Below are 18247 nucleotides of genomic sequence, written 5' to 3' on the forward strand. Positions count from 1 at the left end.
TTTCGACGACGTGGGCAGCTCGGCGAACATCAGCTCCTCCTGCACGATGCTGTCGAGCCGCAGGCCGGCGGCGGGCTCCGAGATGTCGGGCGCGTCGACCACCGCCACGGATGCGCGCAGCTCGTCGCCGCCCACGGCCGGGCTGCGGGTCACCGATCCCTCGACGGGCGTCATGCGGCCGCTGGCCAGAAGTGCGATCAGAGTAGGACGCCGGGCGGTCTCGGTCGCGATCAGCCTGACGGCGCCGCTGGAGAAGCCGACCGTCGTGGGGCGCAGCGCATCCGCACCGTCGCCCGCGGTCACGTCGACGAGGTCTATTCTCATGTTCTGCCTCCGTCGGGCTGGGCGTCGAGGGCGAGCTCGGGCGAGGCGTCGATGAGCTCGCCGGACTCACGCCACGAGAGTCCCGCGGTGCTGAGGGCCACGAGCATCACCAGTCGGTGCCCCTCTTCGTGCGAGATGTCGTCGCGAACGGCCTCGTCGAGCACAGACAGCGCGGCGCCCTCGATGAGGCGGGCGAGCGTGCTCGCCTCGATGTCGGTTCGCAGTTGCCCCGCATACACGCCCTGGCGCACGATGGCGAGAAGCCCGCGGCGAACGGGCTCGAGTCCCTTGCCCACGACCTCGCGTCGCGGACCGCGGACGGCGAGCTGGGCCGTGACGCGCACGTCTTCGACCTCGCTCCAGAGCCGCGCGCCGACCAGGGCCAGGGCGACCCGGGCATCCGCATGACGGATGGGCGCGAGCGCCGCGGTGACCCGGGCGATGCCGCGGTCGTTCAGCTCGGCGACCAGGTCGTCGCGGGTGCTGAAGTGGCCGTAGATCGAACGGCGCGACAGGCCGGCGGCCGAGGCGATCGTCTCGAGCGACGCATCCGGGTCTCGATTGAGCTCGGAGGTGGCGGCGTCGAGAATGGCGAGCCTGTTCTCGGCCGCATCGCGCCGGGGCACGCGGGGCGGCCGGGCTGCGCTGTGGGCAGGGGTGCTGGTGTCTGTCACGAACCCAGTCTAAATAAATTGCACATCAGTGTGCAAGTTATGCCGCGGTCAGTTCAGGTGGCGCGCAAGCAGGGCGAGAACCTGGTCGACGGTCGGCACTCCGGATGCGCGGGCCAGCTCCGTGCCCGATTCGTCGCGAACCACGACGGTCGGTGTGGCCACGATGCCCGCTCGCTCGGCATCGTCGGGGCTCGCCGCCACATTCGACTCGCTGAACTCGACGCGATCGCGAACGAACGGCTGCACCCGCTCGAGGACTCTGCGGGTCTGCGTGCACGCGCCGCAGAAGCTCGACGTGTAGAGCTGCACTGAGAGGGGCATGAAGAGTGCAACGCGATGCGGTCAAGAGGATTCCCGATGCCGCTGGCGTACGATCGAAGTATGAGCGGCGACAATCTCCTCGGCCTGCCCGAGACACTCCTTGCTGAAGACACGGCAGTGCTGGAGGCGCTCGCGGAGCGCTCTCCGGCGACGGCGGCAGACCTCGGAGAGCTCGTCAAGCAGTTCCCCACGTCGTCGCTGCTGTGGGCGCTGCTCTCAGAGGAATTGTGGGCCGTGGGCGCGGTGCTTCCGTCGTATGCGTACGCCCGGGTCGGCTACCACCGCGGCCTCGACGCCCTGCGCAAGGGCGGCTGGCGCGGGCAGGGCCCTGTTCCCTGGTCGCACGAGCCCAACCGAGGCGTGCTGCTCTCGCTCTATACGCTGCGCCGCGCCGCAGACGCGTTCGGCGAGCTCGACGAGGTCGAACGGCTCGGAGACTTTCTGCAGATGTCGGACCCGCGCGCGATCGACGCCATCGAGGCGACCATCCGCCCGGTCTCCGATACGCCGGTGACCGAGGCCATCATCATCCGCGGTCAAGACTGACGCCCGCGCTCGACCGACTCTGAAGCGCCTCCGGCCCTACGCGTCTGCTGTAGGCGATCGCCACGGCTCCCAGGCCCACCAGCACGACGCTCAGCGCAACGATATAGGCGATCACGCTGCCCCACCCGGCCGTCGCCGGATCGAGAAACGGGTACGGGTAGATGCCGCCCGACACGGCGCCGCGCGCCAGTGAATAGGCGAGCCACGCCACGGGGTAGATCGGAACGACTCGAAGCCGTCGCCAGGCCAGCGCCGGGCGTCCGGGCGAGATCAGCCAATCCAGAACGATGACCAGCGGAATCCAGACGTGGATGATCTCGTTCGGCCAGCCGAGCCCCTGAAACCCCTCGTACGGCACGTTTCGCAGCAGCAGGTTGTAGACACCCGCGGTGACGATCGCGTAGGTGAGCGTCGCCATCCGAACCGTCGTGAACAGCGCGGTGTCACGCGGCAGGCGAAGCGCGAGAATCCCGCCGGCCACGAAGACGACGATGTTCATCAGCGAGGTCTCGACGGTGAAATAGCTGAAGTACTCCCACGGATCGAACGCGTCGTTCGCCACCCTGTCGGAGATCTGAACGACGAGGGTCGCCAGCAGGCCGAAGCCCGCGAGAAGACGCGCCGCCCCCACCGCTTTTCTGCCCATGGCATCAATTCGTAGCAGACCCTGTTCGAGGATTGCCCGGGTATCATGGGGTGGAACCTCTTCGCGAACGTTCCGGCCACTCCTCGTCTCACGAGGCTCCTGACCGAATAGGACATATAAATGCCAGCGATCGTTCTCATCGGCGCCCAGTGGGGCGACGAGGGCAAGGGCAAGGCCACCGACCTGCTGGGCGACCGGGTCGACTATGTCGTCAAGTTCAATGGCGGCAACAACGCCGGCCATACCGTGGTCGTCGGCGACAAGAAGTACGCGTTGCACCTGCTGCCGTCGGGCATCCTGAGCCCCGGAGTCACGCCGGTCATCTCCAACGGTGTCGTCGTCGACATCGAGGTGCTCTTCCACGAACTCGAGGCGCTCGCGGCTCGCGGCGTCGACGTGTCGAAGCTGCTGGTGTCGGCCAACGCCCACGTCATCACCGCCTATCACCGCACCCTCGACAAGGTCACAGAACGTTTTCTCGGCAAGAAACAGATCGGCACCACGGGTCGCGGCATCGGTCCGAGCTACGCCGACAAGATCAACCGCGTCGGCATCCGCATCCAAGACCTGTTCGACGAGGGCATCCTGCGCCAGAAAGTCGAGGGCGCACTCGATCTCAAGAACCACATTTTGGTCAAGGTCTACAACCGTCGCGCCATCACGGCCGACGAGGTCATCGACGACCTGCTGAGCTACACAGACAGGCTGCGGCCGATGGTCGCCGACACGTCGCTGGTGCTCAACCGCGCGCTCGACGACGGCAAGACGGTTCTGTTCGAGGGCGGCCAGGCAACGATGCTGGATGTCGACCACGGCACGTACCCGTTCGTCACCTCGTCGAACGCCACGTCGGGCGGCGCGGCCACCGGATCGGGCGTCGCACCCAACCGCATCGACCGTGTCATCGCCGTGGTCAAGGCATACACGACCCGCGTCGGCGCCGGCCCGTTCCCCACCGAGCTGTTCGACGAATCGGGCGAATTCCTGCGCTCGCAGGGCTTCGAGTTCGGCACCACGACCGGGCGCCCGCGTCGCTGCGGCTGGTACGACGCACCGATCGCCCGCTACAGCGCCCGCATCAACGGCGTCACCGACTTCGTGCTCACCAAGCTCGACGTGCTCACCGGCCTCGAGACCATTCCGGTCTGCGTGGCCTACGACGTCGACGGCGTGCGGGTAGACGAGGTTCCCGTCTCGCAGTCCGACTTTCACCACGCCGTGCCGATCTACGAGGAGTTCGCCGGCTGGAGCGAAGACATCACGGGGGCCCGCGAGTTCGGCGACCTGCCGCTCAACGCGCAGAACTACGTGCTCGCGCTCGAGAAGATGAGCAACTCCCGCATCTCGGCCATCGGCGTGGGCCCCGGCCGCGACGAGATCGTCGTGCGGCACGACCTGCTCGAGTAGCAGCCGTGGAGTGCGCGCGGCCGCCCTACGGAGCAGTCATCCAGGGGCGTTTCATCTCGCTGGAGCCGCTGACCCGAGAGCTGGTGCCCGAGCTGTTCGCGGCCATCGGGCATCCGCAGATCTTCGCGGGCGGCTACGGCGGCGGGCCCGCCGCCTATCGGAGCACGCTCGACGGCTTCGCCGAGTTCGCCTCGTCGTACTACGCGTGGGATGCCGCGAATGTGCACGCGGTGCGGCTCGTCGGCGGGCCGCACGACGGGCTGCTGGTCGGCACCTCGACCCTCGGCGACTTCGACCTGAAGCTCGGCTACGCCCACCTGGGCTGGACGGCCTACGACCCCCGCGTCTGGGGAACGGCCGTCAATGCCGAGGCGAAGCTGCTCATCCTCGGATCGGCCTTCGACAACGGGTTCGAGCGGGTCAAGATCCAGGCCGATGTTCTCAACACCCGCTCACGGGCCGCCATCGCCAAACTCGGCGCCACGTTCGAGGGCGTCGCCCGCCACGACATGCGTCGCGCAGACGGAGTGTGGCGCGACTCGGCGATCTTCTCGATTTTGCGCGACGAATGGCCGGGCGTTCGGCAGGGGCTGCTTGCTCGTCTCAGGCGGCAGGGCGACAAGCCCGTCGAGCTGCGTGACGGGGCAGGGTAGTCGCTTCTTTCGGCACATTCTATGACGCTGCAGCCGGCGTCGTTTCGTGATGGACTTGGCGGCATGGAAGCTCTTTACACTGCAATTGCCCATGCATCCGGTGGTGGCCGCGACGGTCATGTTCGAAGCGAAGACGACCGCCTCGACTTCGATACCCGGCCGCCGGTCGAGATGGGCGGCAGCGGCGAGGGTACGAACCCGGAGCAGCTGTTCGCCGCCGGATATTCAGCCTGCTTCCTCGGAGCCGTGCAGGCCGTCGGCCGCGAACTGAAGCTCGACACGACGGATGCCGCCGTCTCGGCCAGCGTGTCGATCGGGCCGAGTGCCGACACGGGATTCGAGATCGCCGCAGAACTCGACATCTACATTCCGAACGTCACTGTCGACGAAGCGCGCACGATCGCCGAGACGGCCCATGCAGACATCTGCCCCTACTCCAAGGCGATCAGCGGCAACGTGCCCGTCATCCTCAACATCGTCGAGTAGCCCACGCCCCTTCGCCTCATCGCCTCTCCTTCGCCTCTTCGCGGATGAGGAAAAACCTCTGAGCGCCCGCGTGTCGTCACTCCGACACGCGGAGACCGCCGGATTCTTCCTCATCCGCGAACGGGGGTGGGGGCGGACGTGACTCGGTAGAGTTCTCACCATGCCTGACTCCGCCGCCACCCCCGAAGATGCTCTTCGCCAGCTCGAGGCAATTCGCCAGAGCATCGACAACATCGACGCCGCGTTGATCCACCTTCTGGCGGAACGCTTCAAATTCACCCAGGGGGTCGGCGAGCTCAAAGCCGCCAACGGGTTTCCCCCAGCAGACCTCGAGCGCGAGGCGCGTCAGATCAAAAGGCTGCGGGCGCTGGCCGAGGAGTCGCACCTCGACCCCGACCTCGCCGAGAAGTTCCTCAACTTCATCGTGGCCGAGGTCATCCACCATCACCGACGCATAGCCGACTCGGGCGAGTAGCTGTCGGGCAGGCCGCGCGCCTAGAGTTTGGTCTCTTTGTTGCGGGAGCGAAGTGCGCGGGCCACGATGAAGAGGGCCGCTCCGACGAGGAGCACCACAAGTCCGAGCACGATGTAGGTCGAGACGGTCAATCCGGTCTGGGCAAGTTCAAGGGGCATGTCGGCTACCTTTCCACTGGCTACTCTCTCACGTTCCGCGCAGATTTCTCGGCAGCCCCCGAGCGATGCGCACCTTCTGTGCACGTCGCTCCCTGGCGTAATAGACCCAGGACCAGACCGGCGCGGCGTAGGCGATGATCACGAAGAACCACATGACGGGCGTGACTTCACTGTCGCCTGGAGCGGCAGGAACTAGCCCGAGGCTTTGCGCCACTATGAATCCGATGAAAACCGTCACCGCGGCCATGACAACGGTCAGGATGATGGAAAGAGTTAGCAGGCCTGAGGCCGAATTGACGGGCTTGACGAGGCTGCCCTCGCTGCCCTTGTAGACCCCGTATTCCTCAGGATCCAGGCCTCGCTGCTCGGCGTCGCGCTTCGTGAGGTCCGCGAATCTGCGGGCCCGCTCTTGCCGTCTGGTCACGACGTCGTCGTCAGACCGGTACGAAGCGCCGCGATGGCGACTATCAGCTCGGCCGCAGTGAGGCCCGTTCTTTCCACAACGTCCTCGTCCCCGGCAGCTATGGTGCCGACGGCCCAGCCAAGACCGTCCGGACGGATGAGGAGTACGGCGTTGCCATTTGCGACCCGCGCACGCACTATGGCGGTTCCCTGCGGGTGTTGGCGCACGTGCTCCTCGATGATCTCTAGTTCTGCCTCGGGGCCGGACACGTCGGGGTCCTGCGCGAAGACGAACCAGGTCCTGAGCATTCGAGGCTGCAGCAGAAGGGAAACGGGGTCGGACTCCACGTGAACGACCGTGTCTGTTATGTCGCCCTGCATCAGGCTGATCTCGGTCCATAGCGTCGCTCGACCTAGGGCATAGGCGACGGGCAGTGCGGCGTCGGCGACTTCGAGATCGTCGTCCGCGATCTCGGCGTAGCCCCGGGCGAGCAGGGATGAAGCGCCTGCCACGGGCACGGAATCGGATTCCATCTCTTCTGCGAGGCGCAGTACTTGTGCGCTCATCACAGCTTCGGGCGTAGACGTGCGCTTCAAGAGATATGCAATCTCGGCGTACCCGAAGCCGATGGGAGAGGAAGCCTCATGAGTGGTCTGATCGGTCATTTTCGAGAAGATCCTTTCACGTAGAAATTGAACTATCAGCCGAAGAAGTCGGCGACGCCCTTACCCAGATCTCCGATGCCCTTGCCGACATCACTGATGAACTTGTCGGGATTCTTGATGGCTTCCGACACGGTATCGGCGGCTGCCGTATAGCCCTTGCCCACAGCGTCAAAGCCCTTGCCGAGCGCGTCGCCAGCGGCCGCGACAGAGCCGTTGACGAACTCTTTGACAACGGGAATTTCGTAGATCGCGACTGCCGCACTCGCCACCTGGAAGACGGTTCCCGCCGGTGGCGGAAGAAAGCACGCTACTCCCATGGCGGTTTTCACGCCCGACCACACGGCGTCGCCCGTTTTGCCTTCGGCCGCATAGTTCACGGTGTCGAAAGCGCTGAGCCCCACACCGAGCCACCCGAGGCCGCGACCGAGTCCACCCTTGCCGAGAGACTCCATGACCTTGCCTTGGTCTGTGAAGAACAAAGGTGCCTCTTCGAAGAAGCCTTTCGCTCCGTCGAGGACCGGGAAGTACTTGTTGAGGTTCTTGAGTCCGAGACCATCCGTCAGCGTTTCCATGACCCTGTAGGTGTCGTCCAACTCGGGGAGAAGTTTCCACATGTCCGCGTCTCTAAAGATCTCCGGCCCCAGGTTCCACATGGCGTTGAGGCCGTAGAGGTTCTTCGGCAGGCCCACCAAGGCTTTATTAAGCCCATAGTTCTTCCAGCCGTCACGGAATGCGTCCCACGGTGTCGAAGAGCCCTGAGAACCCGGAGAGCCCGGTGCGCCGGGTCCGCCCGGCGCGGGGTTGCCCGGCGCGCCCGATGCCCCGGGCCCGCCGCTGCCGCCCACCGAGCTCGCCGCGGTCTGCTCATCGGCGTTCTTCGCCAGCGTCGTTGCCTCGACTTCGAGAGCGTGCACCACGGTGTTGCCGAGCGATTTCACGGAGGAGTTCCAGCGCTGCACGAACGCGCTCGCATCCGGCCCCCGCCAGTTCTGGCCCGAATTGACGAGCGACGACACCGTCTCGAGCGACGAGCGAATCTGGTTCGAGCCCGTCGAGAACTGCTTCGCCAGTGCCCGCAACTGGTCGGGATCTGCGCCGTAGAACCCTTGTGCCATCGTGATCCTCCGTGCTGAGTTCGAGCCTGGTGTGGTCGATTCAGGCTAGCGGCGGAGCGCCCTCAGCTCGATGGGGAGAACTCCCCATGCCATCCGCGAGCGTACCGTTTCAGTAGCCGATGACGTCGCCGAAGTGCTGCTGCAGCGTGGCGCGGTGGGTGGTGCGCAGTTCGTCGAGCGACACCTCGAACCGGCCCTGGATGCTGATGCCCGGCTCGGTCGCGTCGGTCACGCCCACCCGGATCACCGGGTAGCCGCGGCCCTCGCACAGGCCGATGAACTTCACGTCGTCTTCGCGCGGAACGCTCACGATCACGCGTCCCGTGGTCTCGGAGAACAGCGCGGTCGTGATGTCGACCTCGTCGCGCAGCATCAACTCGTCGAGAAACACGCGGGCTCCTACGCCGAAGCGCATCACGCTCTCGACCAGTGCCGTGGCGAGGCCGCCGTCAGACAGATCGTGGGCCGACGCGATGATCGACTGCTGGGCGCCGGCGGCGAGCAGCCCCGCGAGGGCAGCCTCGTTCGCCAGCGACACGGCAGGCGGGCGACCGCCGAGGTGGTCGTGGATGACGCCCGCCCAGGCCGAGCCGTCGAACTCGACCGTCGTCGTGCCGAGCAGGTAGATGTTGTTGCCCTCGTCTTGCCATCCGCTGGGGATGCGCTTGGCCACGTCGTCGATCACGCCGAGGATGGCGACCACCGGGGTCGGATGGATCGGCTTGCTGCCCGTCTGGTTGTAGAACGACACATTGCCGCCGGTGACCGGGATCTCGAGCTAGAGTCATCCGTCTGCGAGGCCTTCGACGGCCTTCGAGAACTGCCACATGACCTCGGGGTCTTCGGGCGAGCCGAAATTGAGGCAGTCGGAGACGGCGACGGGGGTCGCACCCGTGGCGGCGACGTTTCGGTAGGCCTCGGCGAGCGCCAGCTGCGCGCCCTGGTACGGGTCGAGCTGGCAGTACCGGCCGTTGGCATCCGTGGCGATGGCGAAGCCGAGGCCCGACTCCTCATCGACGCGGATCATTCCGCCGTCGTCGGGAAAGCTCAGCGCCGTGTTGCCCAGCACGTAGCGGTCGTACTGGTTGGTGATCCAGCTCGAGTCGGCGAGATTCGGCGAGCCGAGCAGGCGCAGCAGCTGCTCGCGCAGCTCGTCGGCGGTCTCGGGCCGGGGAAGGTTCGCGGCGGTGTCGGCTTGGAGGGCGTCGATCCAGCCCGGGTAGGCGACGGGGCGGGTGTAGACCGGTCCGTCGACGGCGACGGTGCGCGGTTCGACGTTGACGATCTCTTCTCCGTGCCAGTTGATGACGAGGCGGCCGGTGTCGGTGACCTCGCCGAGGACGCTGGTCTCGACGTCCCACTTCTCGACGACCTCCAAGAAGCCCTCGAGCTTCTCGGGCGTCACCACGGCCATCATGCGTTCCTGGCTCTCCGACATCAGAATCTCTTCGGCGGTGAGCGAGGGATCGCGCAGCAGCACCTTCTCGAGTTCGATGAACATGCCGCCGTCGCCGTTCGAGGCGAGCTCGCTGGTCGCGCACGAGATTCCCGCCGCCCCCAGGTCTTGGATGCCCTCGACGAGCTTCTCGCGGAACAGCTCGAGGCAGCACTCGATGAGCACCTTCTCGGCGAACGGGTCGCCGACCTGCACGGCGGGCCGCTTCGTGGGCCCGTCGGCCGAGAACGTGTCCGAGGCGAGAATGGATGCTCCGCCGATGCCGTCGCCGCCGGTGCGGGCCCCGAAGAGCACGACCTTGTTGCCCACGCCGCGGGCGTTGGCCAAGTGCAGGTCTTCGTGGCGAAGCACGCCGACGGAGAGGGCGTTGACGAGCGGGTTGCCCTGGTACACCGGATCGAACCACGTCTCGCCGCCGATGTTCGGCAAGCCCAGGCAGTTGCCGTAGAACGAGATGCCCGAGACGACGCCGTGCACGACGCGGGCCGTGTCGGGGTCTGAGATGTCGCCGAAGCGCAACGCATCCATCACGGCCACGGGACGCGCGCCCATCGAGATGATGTCGCGCACGATGCCGCCGACGCCGGTCGCGGCGCCCTGGAACGGCTCGATGTAGCTGGGGTGGTTGTGGCTCTCGATCTTGAAGGTGACGGCCCACCCCTCGCCCACGTCGACCACGCCGGCGTTCTCGCCCATGCCGACCATGAGGTTCTTCTTCATCGCAGGCGACACCTTCTCGCCGAACTGCCGCAGGTAGATCTTGGAGCTCTTGTACGAGCAGTGCTCGCTCCACATGACCGAGTACATGGCGAGCTCGCCCGACGTGGGGCGGCGGCCCAGGATATCGCGCACCCTCGCGTATTCATCGGCCTTCATGCCGAGGGCGGCGTAGGGCTGTTCCCGGTCTGGAGTCTCGATCGCGTTCTGCACGGTGTCGGCGGCGGCGCGGGCGTTGGCCACATGAGTGGGGGACTGGGCAGCGGAATCAGACACGCGAGAAGGGCTCCTTCGTGGGGCAGGCGGTGAGCGGCTCAATCCTACCGGCCCCGGGAATGCGACGGCTCGGGGCGGCGTTGCCCCTGACGAAGTAGCGTTAAGCGACGAAGTAGCGTTAAGCGTCCGTGAAATTCTTCTGCCCCACCTCGAAAGTCGACCCAGCCCTTATGACCGTCACCGACGCATCCATCGCCGCCGTCCGGCCCCTGGGCCTGGCCGAGGTCGAACGCATTCGGGCAGACTTCCCGATTCTGCGCGAGACGGTCAACGGCCACCCGCTCTCGTACCTCGACTCGGGCGCGACGTCCCAGCGCCCCGTGCAGGTTCTGGATGCCGAGCGCGACTACGTTCTGCACCGCAACTCGGCCGTGCACCGCGGCGCCCACACCCTCGCCGCGGAGGCGACAGAGATGTTCGAAGACGCGCGCGCCAGTGTCGCCGACTTCGTGGGCGTTCGGGAGAACGAAATCGTATGGACCTCGAACGCGACCGAGGGCATCAACCTCGTGGCGTACGCGTTCTCGAATGCGAGCCTCGGTCGGGGTGCGCCCGCGTCGAGCCGGTTCGCGCTCGGTGCGGGCGACGAGATCGTGACCACCGAGATGGAGCACCACGCCAACCTCATTCCGTGGCAGGAACTCGCGGCGCGCACGGGGGCCACCCTCCGGGTCATCCCGATCGACGACGTCGGCCAGCTTCGTCTGTCTTCGGCTGAAGAGATCATCAACTCGCGCACGCGGGTTCTCGCCTTCACCCACGTATCCAACGTCACCGGCGTCATCAATCCCGTCGAGCGGCTCGTGGCGCTGGCGCACGCCGTCGGTGCGCTCGTCGTTCTGGATGCGTGCCAATCGGCCCCGCACCGCCCGCTCGACCTGGGTGCGCTGGGCGTCGACTTCGCCGTGTTCTCCGCCCACAAGATGCTCGGTCCCACCGGTGTGGGCGTGCTCTACGGCCGAAGCGAACTGCTCGATGCGATGCCGCCGTTCCTCACCGGCGGATCGATGATCACCACCGTCACGCTCGAGAAGGCCGAGTACCTTCCCGCTCCGCAGCGCTTCGAGGCCGGCACGCAGCGGGTCTCGCAGGCCATCGCGCTGGGAGCCGCCGTCGAGTACCTGTCCGAGGTCGGGATGTCGCGCATCCACGACTGGGAGTCGGAGCTCGGCCACAGGCTCGTCGCGGGACTCGAAACCATCCCCGGCGTCACCGTACTCGGGCCGCCCTCGGGTGTGGATCGTGCCGGGCTCGCCAGCTTCGTCGTCGAGGGAGTGCACGCGCACGACGTGGGCCAGTACCTCGACGACCTCGGCATCGCTGTGCGCGTCGGACACCACTGCGCCCAGCCCCTGCACCGCCGGTTCGGTGTCACCGCCTCGACCCGCGCGAGCGCCTACCTCTACAACACGCCGGCCGAGGTCGACGCGTTCGTCGAGGGGGTGCGCGGCGTGACCGCATTCTTCGGCGTGGTGCCGAGCGAACTGCCCGTAAGCAAGTCATGAGCAGTTCGCTGGAGAGCCTCTACCAGGAGGTCATCATGGATCACTCGCGCACGCCGCACAACCACGGCCTGCGTGAGGGCGGCTCCGCCGAGTCGCACCAGCTCAACCCGACCTGCGGCGACGAGGTGACCCTGCGCATCCATTCGTTGGGCGACACGATCACGTCGCTCAGCTGGGAGGGGCACGGCTGCGCGATCTCGCAGGCGTCGGCATCGCTGCTGTCGGATGTGGTGGTCGACCTCGACCGCGCCGCCGTGCACGAGCGCATCGACGCGTTCCGCGAGCTCATGCGCTCGAAGGGCACCCTCGAGGGCGACGAAGACCTGCTGGGCGACGCCGTCGTTCTGGGAGGAGTCTCCCGCTACATCGCCCGCGTCAAGTGCGCGATGCTCGCCTGGGTGGCCCTCGAAGACGCCCTCGCGAAGACCCCCGCGGCGTAGTCCGCGCAGCCTCCGCCGTCATATGGCACATATCGACCCTTATCTGCGCGTTGAGGTCGAAGTTCGCCACTTGGCGAAGGTGCGCCGCGGGCCGTGTGGCACATATCGACCCAAACGCGCCGATCAGGGTCGATTCGTGACAAGCGGATGCCGGTGGTGCGGTTGCTACGGGCGCCATCCGGCACGCAACAGTGATGTTCGCACGCGTTCTACGGTCTCGTCCCGGTGCAGCAGGCCGCGTTTTCTGATGTACACGCCGTCCCAGTTCGCTCGGCGGAAGCGTTCGCGCCTGGCCATGTCCTTCTCGTACTGCGCCGTATCTGTTCGGTGCTGATCACCGTCGTACTCGACGAGTACTTTCCACCGGAAATACACCATGTCCCCGCGACCGAGCCACTCGCCATCGGCGCCCCACACCTCTGGGTTCAGGTCGGGTTCGGGCAGGCCTGCGTCAGCGATCATCAGGCGTACGAGCGTCTCGGGCCTGGATTCCGCCCCGGGCCTCACTCGGAGAAGTGCGGCCTTCGCCCGACGACTGCCCGGCCCCCGGTACGCGGACGTGCGTCGGGCGAGTTCATCGAGCGTTGTGTAGGGACGCAGTTCCGGTGGCTCCGGATACACCGGGGTCAGCACGAGATGGTCGGCGACGGCGACGAGGTTCGCCACATTCAGCGTCGACGCGAGCTGCAGCCAGGTCGTCGCCGGATCGGCTGTGGGCAGTCCGAACCGAGCCTGCGCGGAGGCGAGCGGATCGGTCACCTGGTGTCCCGTCACGAAGCGGCCACGCGGCGCCCGGGTCGGAGCAGGCGCCGAGACATGAAGGTTCTCGGTGGGGTCGAACGGCACGGGCAGGGGCGCGAGCCAGAGCTGGGCGGCCGTCCAATGGCTGAAGAACTGGCCGGGCCGAAGTCTCGGCAGGTACGCGCGGCAGAACGAGAGTATCGACGCGCGCGAGCCATGCGAAGATCGAACCCCATGAAAGGGGCGCTCGAGGTCGGATCCACGAAGTCGCCCCTCGCCGACTCCGGCTTCGTACGCCTGCTGAACCGAGAACGGCGCGCTGGAAAGAGAGCGGGGGAGCGGAACTCTGCGAGGCATGGCCACATGATGCCGCGACCCCGGGCAGGCTCGCGCGAGTTATCCACAGCCTTGGAGGCGCAGTCACCTGGCGCATATCGACCTCAGCCAGGGAGGGTACATCGATCTGCGTCAAATTGTCGCTCACAGGGCAACGTCATGTGGCGAATATCGACTTGAACGAGCGCAGATCGGTCGATTCGTGACACATGGATGCCCGCGGGCACCGCACCCGGGGAGGCGTGCGAGGGGGAACTACGCGCGAGCGAGCAAACCTTGGAGCGCCGACGTGAAGAACGTGAGGCCGTCTACTCCCGAGCGCATCGCATCCGGTGTATCGGGGCCGAAGCCGGGCTCGACCGCGTGCTCGGGGTGCGGCATCAGGCCGACCACGTTGCCGCGGGCGTTCGTGACTCCGGCGATGTTGTTCAGCGAACCGTTGGGATTCACGTCGAGGTAGCGAAAGACCACGCGGTTCTCGCCTTCGAGCCGCTCCAGCTCGGCGGACGATGCGATGAAGCCGCCCTCGCCGTTCTTGAGCGGAATGGTGATCTCTTGTGCCTCGGTGAACCCGTTGGTCCAGTCGGTCGACGTGTTCTCGACCCGCAGGCGCTGGTCGCGGCAGATGAACGAGCCGTGGTCGTTGCGGATGAGTCCGCCGGCCAGCAGGTGAGCCTCGGTGAGCATCTGGAAGCCGTTGCAGATGCCGAGCACGGGCACGCCGCGTTCGGCGGCCTGAATGACCTCGGCCATGATCGGGGAGTGGCTGGCGATGGCGCCGCAACGCAGGTAGTCGCCGTAGCTGAAGCCGCCGGGAAGCACGATGGCGTCGACGCCGTCGAGGTCGTGGGTGCCGTGCCAGAGGGCGACGGGTTCTGCGCCGGCGATGCGCACCGCGCGCTGGGCGTCGCGGTCGTCGAGCGAACCGGGGAAGGTGACGACGCCGATGCGCATCAGACGGATGCTCCGGTCGCCGTAGCGGAGGGTGCTGCGGCGGGCGTCTCGACGACGTGGATGCCGACGACGTCTTCGATGACGGAGTTCGACAGCATCTCGTCGGCGAGCGTGGCGACGTCGGCGAGCACCGCGTCGGTGACCTCGCCGTCGACCGTGAGTTCGAAGCGCTTGCCGAGCCGCACGGAGCCGAACTGCGACTGGCCGAGACGGGCGAGGGCGCCGAGCACGGCCTTGCCCTGGGGATCGAGAAGCTCGGCCTTGGGCATGACCTCGACGACGATTGTGGGCACCGGAGAACTCTTTTCGAGAAGTGACGGGTGGATTGCCCCCAGTCTAAACGCTGGGCAAAGGCTTCACACCCGTGTGCCGGTCTTGGCGCACGGCTCGCCCGACCATAGCCTCGAAGTCTGAAGTCAACGACGACTGGAGAACGTGATGAATGCACCTGCGAGCCCCTCCGCATCCGAATCCCCGGCAGGGTACGCCACCGTGTCGGTTGCGAGCATCCTGGCCGAAACCGCGGCCCGGCGGCCAGACAAGATCGCCCTCATCGTGGGGGAGCAGAGCATCACCTACTCCACGCTGTGGGAGGAGTCCCTCGCCTACGCGGGTGCACTGCGCGACCGGGGCGTACACCGAGGCGACCCCGTCGCGATCCTGATACCCAACGTGCCCGATTTTCCGCGGGTGTACTACGCGATTCTGGCGCTCGGCGGCATCGTGGTTCCGATTCACGCGCTGCTGAAGGCGGGGGAGATCGCGTTCGTGCTGCACGACAGCGGTGCCACACTGCTGGTCTGCTCGGCGCCGCTCTTGGAGGAGGGCGCGAAGGGCGCCGCGCTGGCTTCGGTCGACGTGGTGTCGCTGATGATGCCGCCGCACTCGGGTGACGAAGCGCTGGATGCCGTGGGTTTCGATCGCCTCGAGAACCTGGCCGCGCAGGCGGTGCCGCCCGAGAGCTATGCGGCATGCTCGCCCGGCGACACGGCGACGATCCTGTATACGAGCGGCACGACGGGCTCTCCGAAGGGCGCGGAGGGCAGCCATTTCTCGCTTGTCGAGCAGACGAGCACCCTTCTGCTCGACACGTTCGACATGACGAGCGACGACGTGCTGCTCGGATGCCTGCCGCTGTTTCACACGTTCGGCCAGACCTGCGTGCTCAACACGGGATTTCGAGCGGGGGCGACCATCGTTTTGATGCCGAAGTTCGACGGGGCGGGGGCGGTCGAACTCATCCGTCGCCACGGCTGCACGATCTTCTTCGGCGTTCCGACGATGTACATGGTGATTCTCGCGGCGGCGGGAACGGAGCCCGTGCAGACGAAGCTGCGGTACGGAGTCTCGGGGGGCGCCGCCATTCCTGTGGCCGTGATCGAGCGGTTCACGCAGGTCTTCGGGGCCGACATCCACGAGGGTTACGGGTTGACCGAGACGTCTCCTGTGGCGAGCTTCAACCAACGCGGGGTGCCGCCGCGGCCGGGCACGATCGGCACGCCGATCTGGGGTGTGGATGTCGAGATCGCACGGGCGGAGAACGACGATGCGATCGAACTGCTTCCCCGGGGGGAGCTCGGCGAACTCGTGATCAGGGGCCACAACCTGATGAAGGGCTACCTGCATCGGCAGGACGATACGGCCCGCGCCGTGGTGGACGGTTGGTTTCGCACCGGTGACCTCGGAACGAAGGACGACGACGGCTACCTGCGCATTCTCGATCGCAAGAAGGACATGATCCTGCGCAACGGCTACAACGTGTACCCCCGGGAGGTCGAGGAGGTGCTGGCTGGGCATCCGGAGGTGTCGATGGCCGCCGTGTACGGAATTGCGCACGAGATGCACGGCCAGGAGATCGTGGCCGCCGTGGTGCTTGTTCCGGGCGCCAGCGTGTCGAGCACTGAGCTGGTGGCTTTCGCCGAGGAGCGCGTCGCCGCGTACAAGTACCCCCGAGAGGTCGTCGTCGTGGAGGCGCTGCCCATGGGCCCGAGCGGCAAGGTGCTGAAGAGGGAGCTCGTGGCGCGACACGGGGAGTAGTTTTCGACGGGGCGACGACCCAGTCTTGGTATGCGCTGCTCGTTCCTCGGGCGTTACTCGGCCGGCGCGGACTTCGGCGCCGGTGCCGGCACGATCGCAATCTGGTTGTCCCAGGGGTCGGACACCGTGAGCGAGCGTCCGTCGTCGCGGGTCTGCACCCCGAGATGCCCCAGCCGGTCGCCGACCTGTGCAACCTCGCCCGAGGTGGGTACCACGATCTCGACTCGCCCCAGTCCGAGCGCGAGCGGTCGCCGTCCGGCGCCCCTCGACTCCCACACGTTCATCGCCATGTGGTGGTGGTAGCCGCCGGCCGAGACGAAGAGCGCCGTGTTCCCCAGTGAAGCCGTCGTCTCGAAGCCGAGCGTATCGACGTAGAAATCCTTGGCCGAGGCCACGTCGCCGACCGAGAGGTGCACGTGCCCGATGCTGGCACCGCCGAGACGCGGATCATCGACCAGTTCAGGCGTCACATGCTGCTGCAGGAACTCGTTCGGGTCGAGGTACGCGGTGCCCATCTCGACCTGTCCGTGCGCCCAACTCCACTCGGTACGTGCCCGGTCCCAGTACAGTTCCACGCCGTTGCCCTCGGGGTCGGTGAAGTAGAACGCCTTCGACACGAGGTGGTCCGCGCTGCCCGTGAACGTGCCCGGAGCGTGCCGGGCCACCGAGTACAGGGCGGCACCGAGCGCCGCCTCCGATTCGAACAGGATGGCCGAGTGGTAGAGCCCTGCCGACCGGGGCGCGGCGTGCTTCAGCTCGGGTGCATGCTGCAGGATGACGGCGGGCACGTCGCCCCGCCCGAGTACGGCCACATCGCCATCCTGACTCTGCAGCTCCAACGTCACCGCGTCGCGATAGTACGCGATCATGGCGTCGAGGTCTCCGACGCGCAGCGTCACGGCTCCCATCCCGGTCTGGGCAGATAGAAGGTCATCGCGTGTGCTCATGCCGTGGACAACTACTCGGTTGCTCGCGACATTCCTTGTCGCTACAACAAATCGACGAAAACAGTTGATGTCGTTTCGGACTGTCTATTGACGGGCCCACATCCGTCGGATTGGCTGGGAGTCTTCCCGTATCCATCCCTGGAGAATCACACCCTCATGCAGCCAACTTCTTCTCGGCGGCGCCCCGCGCGCGCCGCAGCCCTTCTCGTGTTTTCGACCGTCGCCCTTCTCGGCTTCGGTGCACTCCCCGCATCGGCAGCTCCCGATGACGTCGCCATCGACGTCTACACGATGAACGACTTCCACGGTCGCATAGAGACCACCCCGACGACCGCAGGCGCCGCAGTCATCGCCGGAGCCTACAAGGGCTTCAAGGCTGCCAACCCGAACAGCACGCTCGTCTCGGCCGGCGACAACGTGGGCGCGTCGACATTCACCTCGTTCGTGCAGGACGACAACCCCACGATCGATGCCCTGAATGCCACAGGCCTCACCGTGTCGACGATCGGCAACCACGAGCTCGACCACGGAACCGAAGACCTCGACAACCACATAATTCCCCGCGCGAAGTTCGACCTGATCTCGGCGAACCTGTTCACGAAAGGCACGACGAAGCACGCCTACGCGCCCTATGACATCCAGACCTTCGAGGGCGTGCGCGTCGGTTTCATCGGTGCCGTCACCGAGGCTCTGCCATCGCTCGTGAGCCCGGCGGGCATCGCCACGCTCGACGTGGCGCCCATCGTGACCAGCGTCAACAACGTGGCGGGCGAACTCTCCGACGGCGACGAGACGAACGGCGAGGCCGACGTTCTGATGCTGGTCATCCACGAAGGCGCGGCGACGTCGACCGCGGATGTGACGGATCAGTCGACCGCGTTCGGCAAGATCGTGATGGGCACCGGCCCGAACCTCGACGCGATCGTGTCGGGCCACACCCACGTGGCCTACTCCTACAACGTGCC

20 protein-coding genes and 2 pseudogenes are annotated in these 18247 nt (G+C 66.5%); 9 read left to right on the forward strand and 13 right to left on the reverse strand.

From position 1 onward, the window contains the following. From ACE5CZ_RS05810 to ACE5CZ_RS05820, 3 genes and pseudogenes are all read right to left on the reverse strand, one after another. Window positions 1–324, reverse strand: a pseudogene (locus tag ACE5CZ_RS05810) (hypothetical protein); the annotation flags it as partial. After that, window positions 321–998, reverse strand: a complete 678-nt coding sequence (locus ACE5CZ_RS05815; protein ID WP_374946390.1) for a TetR/AcrR family transcriptional regulator — start codon at window positions 996–998, stop codon at window positions 321–323. The pseudogene ACE5CZ_RS05810 and the gene ACE5CZ_RS05815, both read right to left, overlap by 4 nt. A gap of 48 nt (window positions 999–1046) precedes the next feature. Further along, window positions 1047–1319 carry a thioredoxin family protein gene (locus tag ACE5CZ_RS05820; RefSeq protein ID WP_374946391.1) on the reverse strand — a complete coding sequence of 91 codons (273 nt, stop codon included), beginning with the start codon at window positions 1317–1319 and terminating at the stop codon, window positions 1047–1049. Between the two features lie 60 nt (window positions 1320–1379). Here ACE5CZ_RS05820 and ACE5CZ_RS05825 point away from each other — a divergent pair, with 60 nt between their 5' ends. Further along, window positions 1380–1865, forward strand: coding sequence for a DUF3151 domain-containing protein (locus ACE5CZ_RS05825; RefSeq protein ID WP_374946392.1), 486 nt, complete (start codon window positions 1380–1382; stop codon window positions 1863–1865). On the opposite strand, the gene ACE5CZ_RS05830 is transcribed toward ACE5CZ_RS05825, so the two are convergent. Then, window positions 1846–2511, reverse strand: a complete 666-nt coding sequence (locus ACE5CZ_RS05830) for a Pr6Pr family membrane protein (protein WP_374946393.1) — start codon at window positions 2509–2511, stop codon at window positions 1846–1848. The genes ACE5CZ_RS05825 and ACE5CZ_RS05830 overlap by 20 nt on opposite strands. A gap of 120 nt (window positions 2512–2631) precedes the next feature. Here ACE5CZ_RS05830 and ACE5CZ_RS05835 point away from each other — a divergent pair, with 120 nt between their 5' ends. The 4 genes from ACE5CZ_RS05835 to ACE5CZ_RS05850 all read left to right on the forward strand — a co-directional run bounded on the left by ACE5CZ_RS05835 (window position 2632) and on the right by ACE5CZ_RS05850 (window position 5532). After that, window positions 2632–3918, forward strand: a complete 1287-nt coding sequence (locus ACE5CZ_RS05835) for an adenylosuccinate synthase (protein ID WP_374946394.1) — start codon at window positions 2632–2634, stop codon at window positions 3916–3918. A 5-nt stretch (window positions 3919–3923) separates the two neighbouring features. After that, the gene (locus ACE5CZ_RS05840; RefSeq protein ID WP_374946395.1) at window positions 3924–4571 is read left to right on the forward strand and encodes a GNAT family N-acetyltransferase; all 648 of its coding nucleotides are present in this window, start codon (window positions 3924–3926) and stop codon (window positions 4569–4571) included. 63 nt (window positions 4572–4634) lie between these two features. Continuing rightward, complete coding sequence (locus ACE5CZ_RS05845) at window positions 4635–5057, forward strand: organic hydroperoxide resistance protein (protein ID WP_374946396.1); 423 nt, start codon at window positions 4635–4637, stop codon at window positions 5055–5057. Window positions 5058–5217: 160 nt separating this feature from the next. Beyond that, on the forward strand, window positions 5218–5532 hold the full coding sequence (locus ACE5CZ_RS05850; protein WP_374946397.1) for a chorismate mutase: 315 nt from the start codon (window positions 5218–5220) through the stop codon (window positions 5530–5532). Window positions 5533–5552: 20 nt separating this feature from the next. Here the strand turns inward: ACE5CZ_RS05850 and ACE5CZ_RS05855 are convergent, their stop codons facing one another. From ACE5CZ_RS05855 to purL, 5 genes and pseudogenes are all read right to left on the reverse strand, one after another. Then, the gene (locus tag ACE5CZ_RS05855) at window positions 5553–5690 is read right to left on the reverse strand and encodes an LPXTG cell wall anchor domain-containing protein (RefSeq protein WP_374946398.1); all 138 of its coding nucleotides are present in this window, start codon (window positions 5688–5690) and stop codon (window positions 5553–5555) included. 28 nt (window positions 5691–5718) lie between these two features. Beyond that, window positions 5719–6114, reverse strand: coding sequence for a hypothetical protein (locus ACE5CZ_RS05860; RefSeq protein ID WP_374946399.1), 396 nt, complete (start codon window positions 6112–6114; stop codon window positions 5719–5721). Next, a complete protein-coding gene (locus ACE5CZ_RS05865; protein WP_374946400.1) occupies window positions 6111–6758 on the reverse strand; it encodes a hypothetical protein in 648 nt (215 codons plus the stop codon). Before ACE5CZ_RS05865 ends, ACE5CZ_RS05860 begins: the two co-directional genes overlap by 4 nt. A gap of 35 nt (window positions 6759–6793) precedes the next feature. Further along, window positions 6794–7873 (reverse strand): WXG100 family type VII secretion target, encoded by a 1080-nt coding sequence (locus tag ACE5CZ_RS05870; protein WP_374946401.1) that lies wholly within the window; start codon window positions 7871–7873, stop codon window positions 6794–6796. A gap of 109 nt (window positions 7874–7982) precedes the next feature. Then, window positions 7983–10322, reverse strand: a pseudogene (purL, locus tag ACE5CZ_RS05875) (phosphoribosylformylglycinamidine synthase subunit PurL). Window positions 10323–10492: 170 nt separating this feature from the next. Here purL and ACE5CZ_RS05880 point away from each other — a divergent pair. Both ACE5CZ_RS05880 and sufU read left to right on the forward strand, forming a co-directional pair. Then, window positions 10493–11827, forward strand: coding sequence for a cysteine desulfurase (locus tag ACE5CZ_RS05880; RefSeq protein ID WP_374946402.1), 1335 nt, complete (start codon window positions 10493–10495; stop codon window positions 11825–11827). Beyond that, window positions 11824–12267 (forward strand): Fe-S cluster assembly sulfur transfer protein SufU, encoded by a 444-nt coding sequence (gene sufU / locus ACE5CZ_RS05885; protein WP_374946403.1) that lies wholly within the window; start codon window positions 11824–11826, stop codon window positions 12265–12267. Before ACE5CZ_RS05880 ends, sufU begins: the two co-directional genes overlap by 4 nt. 165 nt (window positions 12268–12432) lie before the next feature. Here sufU and ACE5CZ_RS05890 read toward each other — a convergent pair whose 3' ends face one another. From ACE5CZ_RS05890 to purS, 3 genes are all read right to left on the reverse strand, one after another. Beyond that, window positions 12433–13365 (reverse strand): hypothetical protein, encoded by a 933-nt coding sequence (locus ACE5CZ_RS05890; RefSeq protein WP_374946404.1) that lies wholly within the window; start codon window positions 13363–13365, stop codon window positions 12433–12435. Between the two features lie 234 nt (window positions 13366–13599). Further along, window positions 13600–14298, reverse strand: coding sequence for a phosphoribosylformylglycinamidine synthase subunit PurQ (gene purQ, locus ACE5CZ_RS05895; RefSeq protein ID WP_374946405.1), 699 nt, complete (start codon window positions 14296–14298; stop codon window positions 13600–13602). After that, entirely contained in the window at window positions 14298–14591 is a 294-nt protein-coding gene (gene purS, locus ACE5CZ_RS05900) for a phosphoribosylformylglycinamidine synthase subunit PurS (protein WP_374946406.1), read from the reverse strand. Before purS ends, purQ begins: the two co-directional genes overlap by 1 nt. A gap of 145 nt (window positions 14592–14736) precedes the next feature. On the opposite strand from purS, the gene ACE5CZ_RS05905 reads away from it, so the two are divergent. Next, window positions 14737–16335 carry a long-chain fatty acid--CoA ligase gene (locus tag ACE5CZ_RS05905; protein ID WP_374946407.1) on the forward strand — a complete coding sequence of 533 codons (1599 nt, stop codon included), beginning with the start codon at window positions 14737–14739 and terminating at the stop codon, window positions 16333–16335. Between the two features lie 53 nt (window positions 16336–16388). Here ACE5CZ_RS05905 and ACE5CZ_RS05910 read toward each other — a convergent pair whose 3' ends face one another. After that, window positions 16389–17282, reverse strand: coding sequence for a VOC family protein (locus ACE5CZ_RS05910; RefSeq protein WP_374946408.1), 894 nt, complete (start codon window positions 17280–17282; stop codon window positions 16389–16391). Between the two features lie 156 nt (window positions 17283–17438). Here ACE5CZ_RS05910 and ACE5CZ_RS05915 point away from each other — a divergent pair. Then, window positions 17439–18247, forward strand: an 809-nt coding sequence (locus ACE5CZ_RS05915) for a metallophosphoesterase (RefSeq protein WP_374946409.1), incomplete at its 3' end; no start/stop codon positions are given.

Origin of the sequence: Agreia sp. (assembly GCF_964263775.1) — a bacterium.
GTDB lineage: Bacteria > Actinomycetota > Actinomycetes > Actinomycetales > Microbacteriaceae > Agreia.

Coding starts and splice junctions, on each gene's coding strand:
- sufU (WP_374946403.1), top strand. CDS start 11,824: ATGAGCAGTTCGCTGGAGAGCCTCTACCAGGAGGTCATCATGGATCAC.
- ACE5CZ_RS05870 (WP_374946401.1), bottom strand. CDS start 7,873: ATGGCACAAGGGTTCTACGGCGCAGATCCCGACCAGTTGCGGGCACTG.
- ACE5CZ_RS05910 (WP_374946408.1), bottom strand. CDS start 17,282: ATGAGCACACGCGATGACCTTCTATCTGCCCAGACCGGGATGGGAGCC.
- ACE5CZ_RS05825 (WP_374946392.1), top strand. CDS start 1,380: ATGAGCGGCGACAATCTCCTCGGCCTGCCCGAGACACTCCTTGCTGAA.
- ACE5CZ_RS05835 (WP_374946394.1), top strand. CDS start 2,632: ATGCCAGCGATCGTTCTCATCGGCGCCCAGTGGGGCGACGAGGGCAAG.
- ACE5CZ_RS05850 (WP_374946397.1), top strand. CDS start 5,218: ATGCCTGACTCCGCCGCCACCCCCGAAGATGCTCTTCGCCAGCTCGAG.
- ACE5CZ_RS05905 (WP_374946407.1), top strand. CDS start 14,737: ATGAATGCACCTGCGAGCCCCTCCGCATCCGAATCCCCGGCAGGGTAC.
- ACE5CZ_RS05820 (WP_374946391.1), bottom strand. CDS start 1,319: ATGCCCCTCTCAGTGCAGCTCTACACGTCGAGCTTCTGCGGCGCGTGC.
- ACE5CZ_RS05865 (WP_374946400.1), bottom strand. CDS start 6,758: ATGACCGATCAGACCACTCATGAGGCTTCCTCTCCCATCGGCTTCGGG.
- ACE5CZ_RS05830 (WP_374946393.1), bottom strand. CDS start 2,511: ATGGGCAGAAAAGCGGTGGGGGCGGCGCGTCTTCTCGCGGGCTTCGGC.
- ACE5CZ_RS05880 (WP_374946402.1), top strand. CDS start 10,493: ATGACCGTCACCGACGCATCCATCGCCGCCGTCCGGCCCCTGGGCCTG.
- ACE5CZ_RS05845 (WP_374946396.1), top strand. CDS start 4,635: ATGGAAGCTCTTTACACTGCAATTGCCCATGCATCCGGTGGTGGCCGC.
- ACE5CZ_RS05855 (WP_374946398.1), bottom strand. CDS start 5,690: ATGCCCCTTGAACTTGCCCAGACCGGATTGACCGTCTCGACCTACATC.
- ACE5CZ_RS05890 (WP_374946404.1), bottom strand. CDS start 13,365: ATGCCTCGCAGAGTTCCGCTCCCCCGCTCTCTTTCCAGCGCGCCGTTC.
- purQ (WP_374946405.1), bottom strand. CDS start 14,298: ATGCGCATCGGCGTCGTCACCTTCCCCGGTTCGCTCGACGACCGCGAC.